General features: G+C 35.1%; 17 protein-coding genes and 2 pseudogenes. 2 read left to right on the top strand and 17 right to left on the bottom strand.

Annotated elements, in window-relative coordinates:
• Nucleotides 1–25: 25 nt before the first annotated feature.
• The 7 genes and pseudogenes from XJ32_RS07400 to ribH form a co-directional block, all read right to left on the bottom strand.
• Nucleotides 26–2,665: a PD-(D/E)XK nuclease family protein gene (locus tag XJ32_RS07400; protein ID WP_077388864.1), complete on the bottom strand. Its 2,640-nt coding sequence runs from the start codon at nucleotides 2,663–2,665 to the stop codon at nucleotides 26–28.
• 83 nt (nucleotides 2,666–2,748) lie between these two features.
• Nucleotides 2,749–3,747: pseudogene (radA, locus tag XJ32_RS13330) on the bottom strand (DNA repair protein RadA); the annotation flags it as partial.
• Nucleotides 3,748–4,179: 432 nt separating this feature from the next.
• Nucleotides 4,180–4,539: pseudogene (locus tag XJ32_RS13325) on the bottom strand (DNA repair protein RadA); the annotation flags it as partial.
• Between the two features lie 152 nt (nucleotides 4,540–4,691).
• Nucleotides 4,692–4,877 carry a hypothetical protein gene (locus XJ32_RS07390; protein ID WP_004083978.1) on the bottom strand — a complete coding sequence of 62 codons (186 nt, stop codon included), beginning with the start codon at nucleotides 4,875–4,877 and terminating at the stop codon, nucleotides 4,692–4,694.
• A gap of 34 nt (nucleotides 4,878–4,911) precedes the next feature.
• Nucleotides 4,912–5,598, bottom strand: coding sequence for an orotidine-5'-phosphate decarboxylase (pyrF, locus tag XJ32_RS07385; protein WP_077388862.1), 687 nt, complete (start codon nucleotides 5,596–5,598; stop codon nucleotides 4,912–4,914).
• A 1-nt stretch (nucleotide 5,599) separates the two neighbouring features.
• Nucleotides 5,600–6,772 carry a transcription antitermination factor NusB gene (nusB, locus tag XJ32_RS07380; RefSeq protein ID WP_077388861.1) on the bottom strand — a complete coding sequence of 391 codons (1,173 nt, stop codon included), beginning with the start codon at nucleotides 6,770–6,772 and terminating at the stop codon, nucleotides 5,600–5,602.
• Nucleotides 6,772–7,239 carry a 6,7-dimethyl-8-ribityllumazine synthase gene (gene ribH / locus XJ32_RS07375; protein WP_004083981.1) on the bottom strand — a complete coding sequence of 156 codons (468 nt, stop codon included), beginning with the start codon at nucleotides 7,237–7,239 and terminating at the stop codon, nucleotides 6,772–6,774. Before ribH ends, nusB begins: the two co-directional genes overlap by 1 nt.
• A 120-nt stretch (nucleotides 7,240–7,359) precedes the next feature.
• Here ribH and mutY point away from each other — a divergent pair, with 120 nt between their 5' ends.
• A complete protein-coding gene (gene mutY / locus XJ32_RS07370) occupies nucleotides 7,360–8,460 on the top strand; it encodes an A/G-specific adenine glycosylase (protein WP_077388860.1) in 1,101 nt (366 codons plus the stop codon).
• Between the two features lie 334 nt (nucleotides 8,461–8,794).
• Here the strand turns inward: mutY and XJ32_RS07365 are convergent, their stop codons facing one another.
• The 10 genes from XJ32_RS07365 to XJ32_RS07320 form a co-directional block, all read right to left on the bottom strand.
• Complete coding sequence (locus XJ32_RS07365; protein ID WP_005217869.1) at nucleotides 8,795–9,364, bottom strand: adenylate kinase; 570 nt, start codon at nucleotides 9,362–9,364, stop codon at nucleotides 8,795–8,797.
• Between the two features lie 14 nt (nucleotides 9,365–9,378).
• A complete protein-coding gene (gene aspS, locus XJ32_RS07360; RefSeq protein WP_077388859.1) occupies nucleotides 9,379–11,145 on the bottom strand; it encodes an aspartate--tRNA ligase in 1,767 nt (588 codons plus the stop codon).
• Between the two features lie 710 nt (nucleotides 11,146–11,855).
• A complete protein-coding gene (locus XJ32_RS07355; protein WP_077388858.1) occupies nucleotides 11,856–12,614 on the bottom strand; it encodes an urease accessory protein UreD in 759 nt (252 codons plus the stop codon).
• Nucleotides 12,611–13,216 (bottom strand): urease accessory protein UreG, encoded by a 606-nt coding sequence (gene ureG / locus XJ32_RS07350; protein ID WP_005219126.1) that lies wholly within the window; start codon nucleotides 13,214–13,216, stop codon nucleotides 12,611–12,613. The genes XJ32_RS07355 and ureG overlap by 4 nt, the downstream gene beginning before the upstream one ends.
• An 18-nt stretch (nucleotides 13,217–13,234) precedes the next feature.
• The gene (locus tag XJ32_RS07345) at nucleotides 13,235–13,897 is read right to left on the bottom strand and encodes an urease accessory protein UreF (protein ID WP_077388857.1); all 663 of its coding nucleotides are present in this window, start codon (nucleotides 13,895–13,897) and stop codon (nucleotides 13,235–13,237) included.
• A gap of 91 nt (nucleotides 13,898–13,988) precedes the next feature.
• Nucleotides 13,989–14,534: an urease accessory protein UreE gene (locus XJ32_RS07340; protein ID WP_254422310.1), complete on the bottom strand. Its 546-nt coding sequence runs from the start codon at nucleotides 14,532–14,534 to the stop codon at nucleotides 13,989–13,991.
• Nucleotides 14,501–15,013 (bottom strand): AmiS/UreI family transporter, encoded by a 513-nt coding sequence (locus XJ32_RS07335; RefSeq protein ID WP_004088058.1) that lies wholly within the window; start codon nucleotides 15,011–15,013, stop codon nucleotides 14,501–14,503. The genes XJ32_RS07340 and XJ32_RS07335 overlap by 34 nt, the downstream gene beginning before the upstream one ends.
• A gap of 10 nt (nucleotides 15,014–15,023) precedes the next feature.
• Entirely contained in the window at nucleotides 15,024–16,733 is a 1,710-nt protein-coding gene (ureB, locus tag XJ32_RS07330; protein ID WP_077388855.1) for an urease subunit beta, read from the bottom strand.
• 321 nt (nucleotides 16,734–17,054) lie between these two features.
• Nucleotides 17,055–17,732, bottom strand: coding sequence for an urease subunit alpha (gene ureA / locus XJ32_RS07325; RefSeq protein WP_077388854.1), 678 nt, complete (start codon nucleotides 17,730–17,732; stop codon nucleotides 17,055–17,057).
• A 161-nt stretch (nucleotides 17,733–17,893) separates the two neighbouring features.
• The gene (locus tag XJ32_RS07320; protein WP_077388853.1) at nucleotides 17,894–18,478 is read right to left on the bottom strand and encodes a UbiX family flavin prenyltransferase; all 585 of its coding nucleotides are present in this window, start codon (nucleotides 18,476–18,478) and stop codon (nucleotides 17,894–17,896) included.
• Nucleotides 18,479–18,685: 207 nt separating this feature from the next.
• On the opposite strand from XJ32_RS07320, the gene XJ32_RS07315 reads away from it, so the two are divergent.
• Nucleotides 18,686–18,949 (top strand): ComEA family DNA-binding protein, encoded by a 264-nt coding sequence (locus XJ32_RS07315; RefSeq protein WP_077388852.1) that lies wholly within the window; start codon nucleotides 18,686–18,688, stop codon nucleotides 18,947–18,949.
• The last annotated feature ends 182 nt before the right edge of the window (nucleotides 18,950–19,131 follow it).

Here is a 19,131-nt window from a genome sequence, read left to right as displayed (position 1 = left end):
AAGTTTAGATTCCAACCCCCCCCCCCTATGTTCTATTACACAAGAGAGCATATTGACAATCTTTGCATGTAGATAATTTCTCTGTCATTTCATTTGTTTCACCAAAAGTCTCAAGCATTTCTTGAATCTTTTGTATATTCTCATTCAATTTATTTTCATCATTAAAGAGTAATATCTTGTTTATATCTTTTGCTCCAAGATGATAGTATGCTAATTTTGTATGTAAGCCATTATGTGGTTGCAAGAGTGGCATTTCATTCGCACACATCGCATAAAAAGGCATTTGTAAATCTGTGCTCTTAGGTATGCTAGCCCCGCTTTTATAATCATATAGCACAATCTCATCATCCACCATATCTATCCTATCTATTGCCCCATTGAGTGTATAGCCTGTATCTTGAGTGGCATGTATGCGGAAATTTTCTATACGAAAAGTATATTCAAGTCCTAGAATCTTTATAGAATGCTTTTTTACCCTCTCTCTTTCATACTCAAAAAAGGCTCTCATATATGGGGTAAAGCTATCAAGTTTTACGAAAGTTTTCATATCTATTTCTATGCTTTCTTCTTGATTATTTTGTGTAAGTAAAGTATTTAGGGCATAAAATTTAGAAAAAAAGCTAGATTCGATTGCATTTATAGAATCTAATGTTAATGTCTCTTCAATATAAGGTTTATAAGATTCAAAAAGCCATTCATGTATAATGCTACCAAAATACTGGCTTTGCGTTCTCTCTTCTTTCAAACCCTCAACATAGCGGTAGTAGAATTTACGCGTGCATTCATTATATACATTCAGTGCGGTAGCACTTAAATTTTCTACTTTCCCAAATGGTTTGTATTCATCTTCATAAAATGTTATATTAGCTTGTTTAGTCATATCATAGTAGCTATAAAGTGTGTCAATAGATTGGGCTGATTCTGTATTGCAGCCGATTTCAAATAGCATATTTGATTCTATCTGTTCTTCATTATTTACAAAGCTAATATGCGTTATTTCTGTATTTTTCATAATATTGTAGTAGTGGTGCTTATAGAGATTTTCTTTATCTTTTCTTGTCGGCATACCATAATGAGATCTAATCTTAGAGTTTAAAAACATATCATCATGTGTAACATTTGGGACAAAATCATCGCTAAAATCAAGTATTAGCACTTCTTTGAAATGCAGATTTCTTGCCTCTAGTGTGCCAATGACTTTTATCTTACCACCCGCTACATGATTGATTTTTAACCCTGCAATTTCTCGCATAAATAAAGTAAAAAGATTCTCAAAATGCAATGTATTGACATTAAAAAAGTTTCTATTTGCGATATGATTAAAGGTTGAGAGTATTTGTGCTATTTGTGCTAGTAGGGCTTCTTCGTTTTCAAATAATAGCATTAGAATCTTTTCTAAATGCAATATATTTGGATTGGAAATAATTGTAGAATCTTGCAAACATTGCTCTTTTAATTCATTAATCTTTTGTGTATCATAGCTATCACTTTCTAAAAGCGGGGCTATATCAAACACTTTTGTTTGCATATAAGAATCATATAAGGATAATAATAGATTATAAGATTCTAAATAGGCGATATGTATCCCCATCGCAAAGTTAAAGATATGATTGGAATCTAGTGTTAATAAGTGATTGCAGAAACTCTCGCTAGGTAAAATTATTGCAAAGTCATTTTCACTTGCCTTGTTTTGTAATATCTCTTCTTGCCATTTATACGCTAGGGCTAGGGCTAGGTTTGCTTGACTTAGTCTTTTTGTAGTTTTGTAGAGTTTAATATTTTGTCTTTTTAATCTTTTTGTATCTTGTGTAAATAAATCTTTAGTCTGCAAATTATAAATATAGCTTTTAAAAGATTCTAATTCTTGCTTTAGAAACTGAAAATGCCCCATATTGTAGCTATCTGTCCTAAAGTGAATAAAGGTTGGGGTAATGCTACTCACACGCTCTAGAATCTCATATTGCAGTGGCGATATAAAGCCCTCTAACTCTATATGTATGCTTGAAAAACTCTGTATATATTCACTAAAAATATTATAGCTTTGTGTTGTGTCGCTGTATATAGAATCTGTGAGTTCATTTGCCTTTAATAATAAGTTATACTCCTCATAAATCTCTGCTAAAAGGCTTAATTGCTCGCTATATTCCTCATAGCTATCGATATTTGCAAACTCTTCTAAACTCTCTTTTGTTATTGCAATCTTATGTTCTCTTAACTCATCATAAAATTGCAACAACACAGAAGAAGTTTGTAAAAATAGCATAAAGCTTGTTTCAAAGTTTAAAAAGTCCTGTGTTTTTTTCTGTGTGTTTTTTGTTTTTTGCTTTACATTTTGCAGGGCTTGAAACATGAAAAAATCACGCACATTATTGGGTATCATAGCGTAATCACTAAAGGTTATTTTTGTGAAAAACTCATCTATACTTAGGGCGTAAGGCAGAATTATAGAATCTTTATTATTAAATATTTGATGAGATTTTGTATCAAATAGCATAAAGCAATTATTGAGTATTTCATTAGATTCTGTATTTAAATGCAGGTTAAAATCTAAACTGCTTTTCGCCTTAAAATGCAGGTAAAATTCCTTTTTAGATCTTGTGCTACTGAGTATAAATAAGGGTTGTTTTGTGGTAAAAAGATTCTGTAATTGCGTAACATTATCCATAACATTCCTTTATTTTTGCGTGTAATTGTAGCATTAAAATATTTTGTTACGCCCGAATAAAATATACCAATACCTAAGAAAAATCACATCCACTCAATAATCTGTGCCACCTCTAATGCTTGAGTGCATTTTACCTGCCCCTTATAGCCTTTTGGGATATTTGGGACTATGGCATTTTTAAAGCCAAAGTTTGCCAACTCTTTTAATCGCAGCTCAAGCCCACCCACCTCTCTAATATCACCAATCAAACTTACTTCACCAATGAAAGCTGTGCTTGATCTTAATGGGCGATTTTTATAACTTGATAAAATACTTGCAATAAGGGCTAAATCCGCACTTGTTTCACTAATCTTAATCCCACCAGCAACATTTACAAAGACATCATGTTTATGCAAATGGATACCTAGCTTTTTCTCAAGCAAGGCTAGAATCATATTTAATCTATTGCTATCAAAGCCATTTGTAAGGCGTTTTGGGACACCATACTCATTCTCACAAGTTAGGGCTTGAATCTCTACGACTATACATCTGCTTCCCTCCATAATCGCTACTGCTGCACTACCAGACATATCCTTTTTTGCGTTAAAAAACTTCTTTGTCGCTTCATTCGCACTCACTAAACCATGTGCTTTCATCTCAAAGATTCCAATCTCGCTTGTCGTGCCAAAACGATTTTTAAACCCTCGCAAAATCTTTAGCTCATTGCTTCTCTCTCCCTCAAAATATAGCACACAATCAACCATATGCTCTAGCACTCTAGGACCTGCAATCTGCCCATCTTTTGTAATATGCCCGATGATAAACATGGCGATATTAAAGCTTTTTGCAAGCCGCATAAGCTCGAATGTAATCTCTCGCACTTGTGAGACAGAGCCGGGTGCTGCTGTGAGATTAGGCGAATAAATCGTTTGTATAGAATCTATAATGCAAACTTCAAAGCCACCATTTAACAGATTTTCCTTAATCTCTAAGATATTAATCTCGCTTAATAGATAGAGATTATCACTCAAGCAATGACATCTTTTCGCACGATTATGTATTTGACTAAGGCTTTCTTCACCGCTTACATAAAGCACTTTTCTGCCTTTTGTTTGTGTGGATTTAGAATCTAGTTTTTCTGTCTTTATGGGCTGGTGCGGAGCTTTTTGTGTTATTTGATTAGATTCTAGATTCTGTGTCAAATCTGGGTGGGTTGCAGGGTTTAGGGTGTAATTTTTAGAATCTAAATTTTGCATATTGTCATATTTGCAAGTATGGGCAAGAGCTTTGCTCGTGCGAGCCTTTGAAAAAGGCGAAATATCTTTGTTGGATTCTATGCTAGATATTTCGCTACGCTCAACATGACAAGGATTAGAATCTAAATTCCGTTGCTTCTCACTTTGAATTGTATTTGAAAAGCTATTATAAGAATTTGCTTGATTATCTAAACTTGTATTATTTGTATGAAAAGTAGCACTAGATTCTGTATTTAAAGCTAGATTATTTGTGTAAGGATTAGAATCTATATTATAGGACTCGCCATTTGCCAATCCACCTGCCACCTTTAAAAGCAAAGTGGATTTACCAACACCCGGACTCCCACCGATGAGATAAAGCCCACCTCGCACTATCCCACCACCAAGCACAATGTCAAGCTCACTTTGTGTGGAGCTAAACCTATCTAGCACCTCTTCTTGCACTTGTGTGATAGGCAGGGCTTTTGTGCTAGAGTGTGTAGTTTGTGTGTTATTGCTAGAATATGCGTAGCTTAACGCTTCACCCTTTAACTCGATAAGACTTTCCCATGCACTACAATTTGGACATTTACCAAGCCATTTACTGCTTTGCCAACCGCAATGCTGACATTCATAAAGTGTGCTTTTTTTAGCTTTCATTATATGCCTTTATTGATTGATAGATTCACTCACAGGTTCATTGATATTCTAGCACACAATAGACTTTGCTTTGCAGATTTTGCCTTGTAGGGTAAGAATCTCTTATTTGCTTAATTTATACTCAAGCAAATAAATCTTGCACTAATACAAAATTAGTATTCATTCTTTTTATACACGATATAGCCTAGCCATTGTTCTTCTTCTTGTGCTTGTGTATAAATCTTTGCTACCTTAAAATTTACAATCTCTTCGGGGAAAAAATCCACGCAAAATTCATTCATCTTTTTTTGTAACTCTTCTGTTGTTTTCGCAGTAAATATTTGCACTTGCGTAATCATTGCCATTCCTTATTTTAAAGTAGAATACTTATAGCTACATATCACTTAAAATCCGCTTAATCACGCTGAATTTATCATTTGCATTATAAATAGGTCGCCCAACAACTATAAAATCACTCCCCATTTTTTTTGCTACACTTACACTTGCCACTCGTTTTTGATCGTCATTATTAGAATCTTCTAATCGTATGCCCGGCGTTACACAACATAGCGTATTTGATATGCTTTTTATAAGTGAAACTTCATCAATTGAGCATACAAGCCCATCAATGCCGCTTTCATACACGATATTTGCAAAGGATTTTACACCCTCTTTGATAGAGATGTTGTATATCTCTTTAAAGCCAGATTCATCAAAACTTGTTAAAGCACTCACAGCTACAACACGCATATTTGAAGATTCTGTGCGTAAAAATTTAGCAATAGACTTCATCGCCTCTTTACCACAACTTGCATGGATAGTCATCATATCTACGCCGAGTTGATGACACTCATAAACGCAATCAAGCATGGTATTAGGTATATCATAAATCTTTAAATCTAAAAAGATTTTAAAACTTAAATCCTGCAACATACACACAAAATCCCTGCCATCACGCACAAAGCTACGCAAACCAACTTTTAGCCATATTTCTTCGTTACTAAAATGCTTTTTAACTTCCTTTGCTAGAGCAAGATTTTCCTGCATACTTGGCATATCAAGGGCGATACACAACTTCATATTAATCCTTTTTTGTGTTTTTCTTTTTGCTAGTTTTTGTTGTTTTGGAATCTTTTTGTTTATTGTTTTTAGAATCTAAATTAGTTTTAGATTCTTTTGTCTTCTTAGTATCTAAACTAACTTTAGAAACCTTTGCTTTTTTGGAATCTTTAATTTGCTTAGAATCTGATTTTTTTTGAAAATCCTTAGTTTGCTTAGTTTTTTGTTTTGTTTTAGAATCTTTGTTGATTTTAGATTCGGTTTTTATTGTAGATTCTAAATTGTTTTTAGAATTTTCTGCTTGTTTAGAATCTCTTATCGCATGTTTTGCTTTATTGTTTTTAGAATCGTTTGTTTTATTCTGTTTAGATTCTAACTTAAGCCTAGAATCTTTTAATGGTTTAGTATCTTTATGACCTCTAGATTCTAATTTACTTTTAGAATCTTTTATTCGCTTAGAATCTTTAGACTGACTAACATAACTAGCTTTCTTAGACATTCTCTCGTGCTTAGATTCTGTATCCACACCTTGTGCTTCTCTCTCTTTTTTACTCGCACTTATTTGGATTGATTTTACATGAGTCATATCTGTCTTTTTTGCTGGTATTTGTGCGGAATCTTGCTTTACTTCTTTTTGTATAGTTTGTTTAACCCTTTGTCTTTTTGTAGAATGTGTAGAATCTATTTTGTGTTTTATGGGCTTTTTAGATTCTATATGAGTTTGTTTTATGGAATCTTGTGTTAATTTTTCAGTATTTATTTGTTCTTGTTTTTGTATCAATTCATCTAGCGTTTTAGAATCTGTCTTTGCCACAGAATCAAGTATGCCATTAACTAGTCTAAACGCATCTTGCACATTAAACGACTTTGTAAGCTCAATAGCTTCATTGATAATCACCGCTTTTTGCGTATTTGTCTGCAGCAGCTCATACACACCAAGCTTTATGATGTTTTTCTCAATCACACCTAAGCGATTTAAATCCCAACTTTTTAAGAATACATTAATAATATCTGCGATTTTTCTCTCTTCATTACAGATTCCATGCAGTAGATTAAGGGCAAATTCTTGCTGTTTATTGCGTATTTTTTGTGCGTTGAGAAAGGTTTCTGCTTGTTCTATCGCCTTATCATTGCCCAATTCTTTTGCGTATAGAATCTGAATGATAGCTTCTCTTGCTTGTTTTCTTGTCGCCATTAGTCAAGCTGCCTATATATATCGATGAGTTCAATAAGGCTTGCCATCGCTTCAAAGCCCTTATTACCGACCTTTAAGCCCGCACGATCTAGGGCTTGCTCTATGCTATCTGTTGTCAAAATGCCAAAGCTAACCGCCCCACCATACTTTAGCGTTACATTTGCGATACCCTTTGTAGATTCTGCTGCGACATAGTCAAAATGCGGCGTGCCACCACGGATAATCGCCCCAAGCACACACACCCCATCATAATCACCATTTTCAAGCACTTTTTCAAGCACAAAAGGCAGCTCAAAAGCCCCCGGCACTCGTATCAAAGTAAAGTTATCTTCACTCCCACCATGTCGCAAATAGCAATCCTTTGCCCCCTCAATCAATCTTTCAGTTACCATACTATTAAAGCGACTACATAAAACAGCAATCCGCTCATTGCCTTGCAATGCGATTTTACCTTCTAAAATCTTCATAATAAACCTTTCAATACGCAAAATAAAATCATAATTGTAGCAATAAAAAATAAAATAACTAGTAGTTTTACGCACAATCTGCTATTTTAAGAGAATAATATTTTTGCTATACTTCTCTTTATGAATGCAAATATTTTTCCCACACAAATCACACAAGATTCCGCACATAAAGCAAAAAACATTGCTAAACAATGGCAGATTCAACTCTTAGAATGGTATGCGATACAGGGCAGAATTTCTCTTCCTTGGCGAAATCTAAAAGGCGAAAATGCCCCCTATGGCGTGTATGTAAGCGAGATAATGCTCCAACAAACGCAAGTAAAAAGAGTGGCAGAATCCTACTTTACCCCATTTTTAAACGCCTTTCCCACACTTGAATCCTTAGCAAAAGCAAATCTAGATTCTATACTCAAGCAATGGGAGGGCTTAGGCTACTACTCCCGTGCGAGAAATATGCAAAAAGCGGCGATTCTTTGCTGTGAAAAGCATAATGCTACCTTGCCTAATACACGCCAAGATTTGCTTAAAGTGCCCGGAATTGGTGCATATACTTCAGGGGCGATTTTATGCTTTGGTTTTCATCAAAGTGTGAGTTTTGTAGATGGGAATATTAGACGAGTTTTATGTAGAATCTTTGCATTACGCAAACCTAACCAAAAGCTTTTAGACGAGCTTGCATTTTTGCTTTTAGACACAAAACACAGCTTTGATTATAATCAAGCCTTGCTTGATTTAGGTGCGATGATTTGCACACCAAAATCACCTAATTGCCTTATTTGCCCTATGCAAAATCTCTGCAATGGCAAGATAAATCCAACCATCTATCCCACTCCAAAAACTTCTTCTTTAACCCCGCTTACACTTCATCTTTTGTTATATAAAGATTCTCAAGGCAGGATTGCTTTTGTGTATGAAAAAGGGGATAAAGGTGGCTTGTATCAAGGCTTATACAATCTCCCACAACTTAAGCTAGAAGCACTTGCAAATAGGCACAGATTCTACAAAAAGGGATTCTACAAATGCGGTAGTTTCAAGCACCACTACACAAAATACGCTATCACCGCAAATGTGTATAAACTAGATTATAAACACTTAAATCTATTAACGCAATCCTTGCCACACACAAAGCTATATTTCTTTTCACAAAAAGAGCTAGAATCTAAACCGCTTTCATCACTCTGCAAAAAGGCATTAAGGTTTGTGGATTTCAAACAAGTATAAACAAAATTAATTGATGCCAACAATTCTATGTATCATTCCAAATAAAGTAAAGCCCCTGACCTAAATATAGTTTCACCCCAAACTACCTACTAAGCGTAGCAAAATATCTAACAAAATTTCAACTTGATAATAACTTAAATTTCAGTTTAGATTCTAAAAAGATTCCTTGCTTAACATCTAAAATAAAGTTTCTGTAAAAACAACACAATCCAGATTTCATATTTTTGCTGCACTATACTATTTTGCATGAAGTTTTATAGAGTCTCAATTTTAAACATAAAGCTAGAATCTAAAAAATACGGACCCAAAAAGGGCGTGATAAAATTTTATAAACCTATATCCTAGATTCTATAAACTCACGCATGTCAGCAACAATAACCTCAATGCTTCGTTCGCCATCTATCACATGCAAGATTCCATTTTTTGTATAAAAGTCTTGAATTTCTTTCAAAGGCTCTAGATACACACGCATACGATTTTTAAATACCTCAGCATTATCATCAGCACCCCTTGCACGACCAAGCACCCTATCTTTTGCCACTTCTTCGCTTACTTGCACTTCAATCACATTGACAAGCTGCACTTTAGAATCTTGCTTTAATACCTTGTCAAGCTCAAGCATTTGCTCGACACTACGCGGATAGCCATCAATCAAAATAATATCTTTTGGTGAATTATTAATCGCACCAACAATAGTTTGCACCACAATATCAAGCGGGACGAGATTCCCTGCTGATGTAAAACTCTCAATGAGTTTGCCCTGCTCACTGCCACTTGCCACTTCTGCACGCAATAAATCACCTGTAGAATAATGTGCGATTTTCGCATTAGATTCTGCGATTTTTTGTGCGTCAGTTGTCTTACCGCTGCCCGGTGCACCGATGATTAAAAACAATTTCTTCATGAATTTCTCCTTAATTAATGTTGAAGTTTAATGTGCAATTCGTTTAATTGCGATGTTGTAACACTGCTTGGTGCTTCCATTAGAAGACAGCTTGCCTTTTGTGTTTTTGGAAAAGCAATGACTTCTCTAATGCTTGTCGCACCGCTTAAAAGCATTACAAGCCTATCAAAGCCGATCGCAAAGCCACCATGTGGCGGTGTGCCATATTGTAATGCTTCAAGCAAGAATCCAAACTTTTCAGTCGCTTCTTCCTTGCTTATTTGCAGTAAGTCAAAGATTTTGCTCTGAATCTCGTTTTTATGGATTCTTATGCTACCACCGCCTAATTCCACGCCGTTTAGGACTATGTCATAGGCGATTGATTGTATAGATTCTATATCATTTTCATCGATATTTTTTGGCATTGTAAATGGATGATGAAGGGCTTTGATACCCTCATCAGTTTTCTCAAACATAGGGAAATTTACAACCCACACAAAGCTTAATTTGTCAGCACAAATGAGATTAAGCTGACTTGCGATCTCAAGCCTTAATCGCCCCATATAATCCCAAACGACATGCTTCTCTCCAGCTCCAAAGAAGATAATATCACCCTTTTTCGCACCAACTCTTTGCAACAAAGCCTTTATAGAATCTTCTGTGAGAAATTTAGTAAGCGGTCCTTTCAAACTCTCATCAATGCTTTCTCTATCAAAGCTTTTACACTCTTCTTTTACTTGGATATAGGCTAATCCTTTTGCACCAAAATTACGCACAAATTTCTCTAAATCAGCAAGACTTTTACGACTAAATTTAGAATCTCCATCACGCACACATAGGGCTTTTATGCGATTAGCCTTTGTGTCAAGAGCTATTTCTTTAAATATATCGTTGTTTGAATTGACAAACAAATCAGCCACTTCAACTAAAGGCATATCAAAACGCAAATCAGGCTTATCGCTACCATAACACTCCATAGCGTCCATATAGTCCAAATGCGGAATCTTATAGGAAATACTCTTGCCACATGCTTTAAAAATCTCAAGGATTAAATCCTCTGCGATTTGCATGACATCTTTTTCTTCACAGAAACTCATCTCAACATCGATTTGACTAAACTCTGGTTGCCTATCAGCACGCAAATCTTCATCTCTAAAGCATTTTGCTATTTGATAATATCTCTCAAAGCCACTCATCATAAGCAATTGCTTGAATAACTGCGGGCTTTGCGGGAGCGCATAAAAAGAGCCATCATGCACACGACTTGGCACAAGATAATCTCTCGCACCCTCTGGCGTTGCCTTTGTGAGTATGGGTGTTTCGACCTCTAAAAAGCCATGAGATTCTAAAAAATTACGCGTAACACTTGCTATTTTTGCACGCAATTTAAAAATATCAAGGCTTTTTTGACTACGCAAATCAAGGTAGCGATATTTTAGTCGTAACTCTTCATTTACGCTTTCATCACCTATGATAATGGGTGTTGTTTGTGCTTTGTTTTCAATAGTGAGAGTGTCTAGCACGACTTCTATTGCACCTGTTTTTAACTTTGGATTGACTAAGCCCTCGCCTCTAGCCCTTACTCTGCCTTTTGCTAATAATACATATTCATCACGCACACTCGAAGCTATCGTGTGAGCCTTGCTGCTTGGGTCTGCTACAAGCTGTATAATACCGCTTTTATCACGCAAATCAATAAAGACAACACCACCATGATCACGATAACTATTACACCAACCACATAGTGTAACCTCTTTACCAATATCATCTGTGCTTAACGCTGTGTTATAATGTGTTCGCATTAAATTCCTTAAGAAAAAATGATTTGAAAGAAAATGATTTTAGGATTGTAGCATTTTTTTGTTGAGAATAGCATTTTAAAAAATTCTCTCTTGTTTTTGGTGTGTTGTAGATTTTAGATTCTGGGTTTTCATAAAGATTTAAGTTAATATAGTTGCTTATGCATTCTAACTTTCAATGATTGCTATGCTAAATGTAAAAAGATCTCTAAATTTAGAATCTAATAATTTTTTCATGCTTCTCTAAACGATAAGGTTTTGCATTTTGTTAAACATGCTATTAGGAAATCATTACACTTAGTTCTTATAATTTTGGTTATATATAATAGCATTATGATTTTAAGGATATCTTATCGCAAGATACATTGAAAAGAAATTTGATTACGCATTAAAGTTTATATAATTTTTAATACCATTCAATGGCGAGTGAAGTCTAAGGGCGAAAGACATCAAGCATTTTTTGGGATATAAAGGGTAGAGTTCAGCCTATCATAACCCAAACTAAAAACGAAAGTGTTGGTTGCAAATGGTGAATTATGATGGTGTTTTTATCATGCATGTTGTATTAATTTTGCCTTACCCGATTAATAACTTTCCAAAGTTAAAATACAAAAATCAAACAAAAAGCTTATGTTTTAAGTTGTTACTTGAATATAATTGAAAGGGTGAAAATATTGGCAATATGTGTGCAACTTGGGAATAGGTTTAGGCATTCATTCATAAAGTTTCTTTTGCAGCTCTAGCAAATCTTCACTCTCATTTGCAAGGGCTTTTATGATAATCATATCGTTATGTAAGCTTAGGGCAGTGTAAGTTTTAGAATCTTCTATAATGCTTTGTAGTTTCTCTCTATTTGCATTCTTATCATAGATTACAAAATGAAGATAATGCGTAAAAGTATGAAAAGCACAAATACTTCTAAGATTTATAGAATCTGGTTTTAGGTTCATATTATCATAAAATATCAATGCGTTATTTTGATAGATAAAAAGCCTTTGATGAAAGTGCTTGAAAGCAAATATTTCATCTCTTGCTATGCGTCCCGCACAAAAAATCTCGCCATAATATAGCTTAGAATCTTCTTGTAAATGTATTGTCGTTGTGTTTTTAAAACTTGAGTTTGCAAAGGGAATGCAGGGAAGTGGCGTATATATTAGCAAAGCGTCATTTGCAAGGTTTAGTGTCGTATTACGCATGGCAAGGCTATCTTGCGTGTTGTGGATTTTCTCATAGCTTTGTGAGGTGATTTTCACTCTTGCTTGTGTGTCAATGTCAAAATTTATAGTCTGCATGTCTCCTGCCATAAGCCCTGCGGATACATTTAACAGCATGATATTTGCTATATCATTTTCATAGAATGGAGCGATAATCTTTAAGGGCGGTGTGAAAAACATAGATTCTATAATTGTTTTTCCACTTGCCCCCTTTTTTACATGGCAGTAAAGTTTGCTTGTCTGTGCGTAGCTACTCACGCTAAATCCTCTAAAAGTGCGTATTTTTTAATCCACTTTATCACCTCATCTAATCCAACTTTAGCTTTAATATTTGTAAAGATAAAGGGCTTATCCCCTCGCATTTTTTTAGAATCTCTATCCATTACACTAAGATCTGCCCCAACATATTCTGCTAAATCAATCTTATTTATAATGAGTAAATCAGACCTTGTAATGCCCGGACCACCCTTTCTTGGTATTTTATCCCCACCTGATACATCAATCACAAATATTGTAAAATCAGCAAGTTCTGGGCTAAAAGTAGCCGATAGATTATCCCCACCACTCTCAATAAATAGAATCTCTAAATCTTTAAATCTAGATTCCATCTCATCTACCGCACAAAGATTCATAGACGCATCTTCTCTAATTGCAGTATGGGGACAGCCGCCTGTCTCTACGCCGATTATCCTTTCTTCTGGTAGGACAGAGTTTTTACACATAAAGTTTGCGTCTTCTTTTGTGTAAATATCATTTGTTATAACCGCAAGTGAATAATCCTTACTCATAAGCCTTGTAAGACTTTCAATCAAAGCGGTTTTACCACTGCCTACCGGACCACAGATTCCAATCTTTACCATATTTATCCTTTTTATAAATTACGACATATAAAGTCTTGAGTGCAAACTCTCATGTAGCATGCCCTGCATATCATTATGCACGAAAGCATTGCAAAACTCATCTTCACTTAATTCTAGAATCTTTTCATAAATAGTGTTAAAATCTGTGTGTAATCTTGCAAGTATCGCCTGTCCATCATATTGAGATAAGGGGATAAGCTTCACGCAATTTGTAAGGGTATTTGAGATTTGTGCGTAGGTGTAATGCTGTATTGACTTTTTGCAACTAATAGCCATTGCTTTACAAAATACCGCATAGGCACTTTGATGTGTAGGATATATAGAATCTTTTATATACTCCTTAAAAAACGGGGGTAAATCTAGCTTCATAGATTCTAAAGTTTTAATGAAAATTAAGCCAATTTTTTGCATACCCTCCCTTGTCTCTCTTGCTGGGGTTGAAGCGTTGATTAAAGATTCTATATTAAGAATAGATTCTAAAGTTTTGCTTTCATAGATTAGTCTTATAGCGAGTAAATCTGTATAAAGCATTTGTGTGTAAAGCAGAGTGTGTAAATAATTATAGGCTTCATCTTTATTGGTGATTAAGCCTTTTTGCACATAGGTTTCTAGCCCAAAAGACTGCGTATAACTACCGATAGGAAATGCCGAGTCATTAATCTGTAAAAGTAAAAAATCCATGTTTTAATATCCTTCTACCTTATTAGATTCTGTTTAGAATCTTTTATAAAATCTTATGCTTAATTTTGCTTAAAAGATTCTAAACAATAGCCTATTTACTATTCACTATCACTTTAAAATCATTTGCAATTTTAAGACTTGGCTCTGGGGCTATAAGACTTGCTTGTAGTCTATCTTTAGAATCTAATATACCCTCTTCTTCCTTGTAGAATATGTTATATCTATCAAGCACTCTTTGCAGTGGTATCTCAAAAGGTGTGCGAAAATGAAACGCATTCTCTCCAAGGAATAAAGGCAAATGATAGTTACCTATCTCATAGCAAAGCCTTGCTATGTCTAGCTCTGTTTTTGCGTATATATTTAGGATATGCGTTGGCAGAATGGATATTGCGATTATGCTTTTTTCATCTCTAAATACAATATCGCCATGATTTAGCCCGATAGTTAGGGGCTTCTCAAACTTTAAGGCAATATCAATTCCACTTTGTGAAGTATATCTTGCGATTCTTTTTCTTGTGTTAAACCACTCAATATTTATAGAATCTATGTGTATATCAGTCTCTTTAATATCTCTTAGATTCCCTAAAATCTCTGCAATAATCACTACATGCTCCAAATACCCATGAAAAATAACCAAGCAGGTATCCACGCTGTAACAATGCCCTCAAAAATAGCAAGATAAGGCACAAACTTTAACTCAATCTTTAGCACACACTCAATAAAGCCAGTGAGCCATAATACTCCCCATGCAAGCCATATCGCAGTAAATGAGATATGCACGACATCATCTTTATAACTCAAATATGCCGCTGGAATGGAGTTTATCGCAACAAATAGGCTATACCAGCCAAACGCTCTTGTATCAAGATTAAAAAGATTATTAGCAGCGACAAATAAATAAGTAAAGCCAAATAATAAGCCGGTCGCTGCTGCATAAAAATCACTTTTATCATTATTAAAATCACCATGTATAATGGCTATAACATTAATAATAACAGAGAGTAAGCCTACAAAGATATTCATAATAGAAGCACTCTTGCTATCGATATTGCTAAGCCTACAGATTCCATTATTAATAAGCACAATGGCTACATAAAGCAATACAATTTCTAGCATTTACCACACCTTAAAAGAGAGTGTAAAGCTGCCCTAAGGACACTTTACTAACGGGTTTTGAAGTGATTTTTACTCCATTTACCTTTACTTCATAGGTTTCAGAATCTACTTCTATTTTTTCTACTACATCGTTATGTTTCATATCTTTTTTTGTGATATTTCTACAATTTTTTACAGGCAAAATATTTCTTTCTATCCCATATTTTTCTTTAATATTAGAATCAAAAGCTACTTTTGATACAAAGGTAAATCCGCAATCATACTTTGCGCTTCCCACACTACCAAACATATCAGCATAGACTATAGGTTGTGGTGTTGGGATTGAAGCGTTGCTATCACCTATTTTTGCTGCGACAATCATGCCATTTTTAAGAATCATTTCAGGTTTCACACCAAACATGCTTGGCTTCCAAATCACTAAATCAGCGATTTTACCTATCTCGACAGAGCCAACATAATCTGCTATGCCGTGCGCTATCGCTGGATTTATGGTATATTTTGCGATATAGCGTTTGATTCTAAAGTTATCATTATCGCCTTTTTCTTCTTTTAATGCACCAAACTCTCTTTTACACTTATCAGCTGTTTGCCAAGTCCTAATGATGACTTCGCCAACTCTACCCATAGCTTGTGAGTCAGAGCTTGTGATAGAAAAGATTCCCATGTCATGTAGGGTATCTTCCGCAGCAATTGTTTCAGGGCGGATTCTAGAATCTGCAAAGGCTACATCTTCTTTAATATTTTTATCTAAATGATGGCAAACCATAAGCATGTCTAAATGCTCATCAGCAGTATTTGTCGTAAAGGGAATCGTAGGATTTGTTGAAGCGGGTAATACATGGAGTTCCCCTGCTGCTTTGATAATATCAGGGGCATGTCCGCCACCTGCACCTTCTGTATGAAAAGTGTGTATCGTCCTGCCATTAATTGCTTGCAGTGTATCTTCCATGCAACCAGCTTCATTGAGTGTATCAGTATGGATAGCGATTTGGACATCATATTTATCTGCAATATTTAGTGCATGATTAATCGCTGCGGGTGTTGAACCCCAATCTTCATGCACCTTTAAGCCCAAAGCCCCAGATTCTATCTGCTTACTCAAAGCATTTTCATTCGAGCTATTACCCTTACCAAAAAAGCCAAAATTCATAGCATAATGCTGTGTCGCCCTAATCATCTCACGCATGTGCCAACTCCCCGGTGTGCAAGTCGTCGCACTAGTCCCAGCCGCAGGACCTGTGCCACCACCAATCATAGTGGTAACGCCGCTATATAAAGCCGTTGGAATCTGTGTAGGTGAAATATAGTGGATATGCGTATCAATGCCACCAGCAGTAACGATTAGTCCCTCACCAGCGATAACTTCTGTATTTGTGCCAACAATAAGTTTATCACATACGCCATCTTGTGTGTCTTTATTCCCCGCTTTTCCAATGCCAAAAATCTTTCCATTTTTTATGCCTATATCTGCTTTATAAATTCCAGTGTAATCTATAATAACTGCATTTGTGATTACAGAATCTAGCTCATTTTCACTATCACTCACAGATTGTGCCATACCATCTCTTATAGTCTTGCCACCGCCAAACTTAATCTCTTCTCCATATATCGCATAATCTTTTTCAATCTCTGCGAATAATTCTGTATCGCCTAGTCTTATCTTATCACCCGTTGTTGGTCCATACATTGAGACATACTCTTGTCTATTTATTTTTATCATGTTTTTCCTTTCTTATAATTTATTATTCAAAGCCCTTAAGCTTAAATTTTACTGAATCTTTTGGCTTTGTTTGTCATATTAACACGCTTGTGTCAAAACTCTTTTGTAAAATACAGATATTTTGTGTTTCACACTCAACATAAATGTTGTATTGGTTTGTCATGTTGAAGCACTTTAGTGCTGAAACATCTCTTTCTATAAGAAGAGTTTTTATCCTTAATGCAAAACAACAAAATACATATTCAATAACAAAATAAAGTCTTGCTACTTCACTTAATACAACAAAACCCTATTCTTATTTAAAAGAATAATCACCCTAACTCAATCTACAAAACCCTTATTTCTCGCATTATCTAAGGCTTGTTGCTTATTGGCTTCGCTTATTTGCCCATTGACTAAGTCATTAAATCCATATAGCCTCTCATTCCCACCAAAGCTAATGAGATTTACACTCTTAGTCTCTCCGGGCTCAAATCTCACAGAAGTCCCAGAGGCAATATCAAGCCTTTTGCCATAAGCCATCTCTCTATCAAATACCAAAAGCTTATTTGTCTCAAAAAAGTGAAAATGTGAGCCTACTTGTATAGGTCTATCGCCCTTATTCGTAACCTTAATGCTGATAGAATCTTTATTTGCATTCAACACAATCTCTTCATCTTTTAGGATAAATTCACCCGGTTTTAGTTTGCCACTCTCTTCAATAGGATTATGAATTGTAACAAGTTTTGTGCCATCAGGGAAACTCACCTCAACTTGCACATCATGTATCATATTTGCTACACCTTCCATCACATCATCTGCTTTTAAAAGCGTCCTGCCTAACTGCATGAGTTCAGCGACACTTTTTTTGCCCTCTCTAGCGTGTTCCATAATCTCCATAGAAATATAGGCAATAGATTCTACATAATTTAGCTTTATGCCTTTATCTTTGCGACTCTTTGCCAAAGTCCCAGCATAATGCAACATCATCTTATCTAACTCTCTTGGGGTTAATCTCATGAATATTCCTTTATGAAATGTAAAAATAAGTATTTACACTATAAGTATAAACAAAATAGTAACATGCTTTATAGTTTGTTATTTTTCATGCGTTTCTTTGGCACAAGAGTGCTTGTTCAAACAAGCCAACACCTCTGTATGCTATATGCTTCAATATTCGTTTAGATTGTATTTTGTTTATTTGTCCCCCAACGCACAAATAAATCATGTGGTATATCAAGCATATCAAAATATTTACCGATTAAAAAATCATGCAAGGATTCTAAATCACAAATACCGCCATAATAACCAGCAATAGGTGGTGCGATATATACACCAAGATTAGCAAGCTTTGCCATATTTTCAAGTAAAATAGCGCTTAAGGGCATTTCCCTTACACCAAGTATTAGTTTCCTCTTTTCTTTCAAACACACAGCCCCTACACGCGTAAGGAGATTGCTTTGCAAGCCATTTGCAATGCTTGATAGTGTGTTACTGCTTGTTGGTAAAATAATGCAGGATTCAAAATAAAAGCTGCCACTTGCTAAAGGGCTTGTCATAGAATCATGAATCACGAGATTATCCGTGCGTATCGCATTGATAAGATTTCTAAGATTTTGTTTCTTTTCTGCTTGACAAAGCATGGCTGCATTTTGCGTTGGCACAACATAGAGTGCGCGATCTTTTGGGAATCTCTTTATAAAATGCAATGCCAACTCAATACAGCTTCCACCGCTTATACCAAGCACAATAGGCGTATAACTCACTCAAAAATTCCTTATATTGTTAAATAATCGATGATTTTATAGTAACTTTGTCGCGATATATGAAACTTCATGTGTTAAACCTGCATGAAATAATTCACATTTTTACACATAATGCACAAAAATGCAATAAGCATTGAGGTGAAAAAAGTATTATAGGATTTTTTATGTTATGCTGTAAGTCTAATCTTTAATTTGGGAGTTTTAGTTATGAAGAGATTTTTGCTGTTATTTGTTATGTTGTCCGGTTTTCTTTTTGCGGCGGTAAATATTAACACTGCTAGTCAAAAAGAGCTTATGACATTAAATGGTATCGGTGAAGCAAAGGCAAAAGCGATTGTTGAATATCGCACAAAAAATAGATTCAAAAAGATTGAAGATATTATGCAGGTAAAAGGCATAGGGCAAGCGATCTTTGATAAGATTAAAAAAGATATTGTTGTAACGAGCCAACCACAAACAACAAAAAAATAATTTTTGTATCTGCTTTTATGTGATAAATATCACAATGGTGTGATTTATTTCTTTTGCTGTAGTGTATGATTAATCCATGTTTCATGGCGTTTTGCTGTGCTAGATTTTGTGAAGCAAAAAGCAGATCTTTGTGTCAAAATATGTGCGGGATTGTTTTTTTTGTAGCTTAATTGATAGCGTAG

Origin of the sequence: Helicobacter bilis (assembly GCF_001999985.1) — a bacterium.
GTDB classification, from domain to species: domain Bacteria; phylum Campylobacterota; class Campylobacteria; order Campylobacterales; family Helicobacteraceae; genus Helicobacter_A; species Helicobacter_A rappini.
The sequence above is the reverse complement of the archived record's forward strand: the minus strand, read 5'-3'. Positions and strand labels throughout refer to the sequence as shown.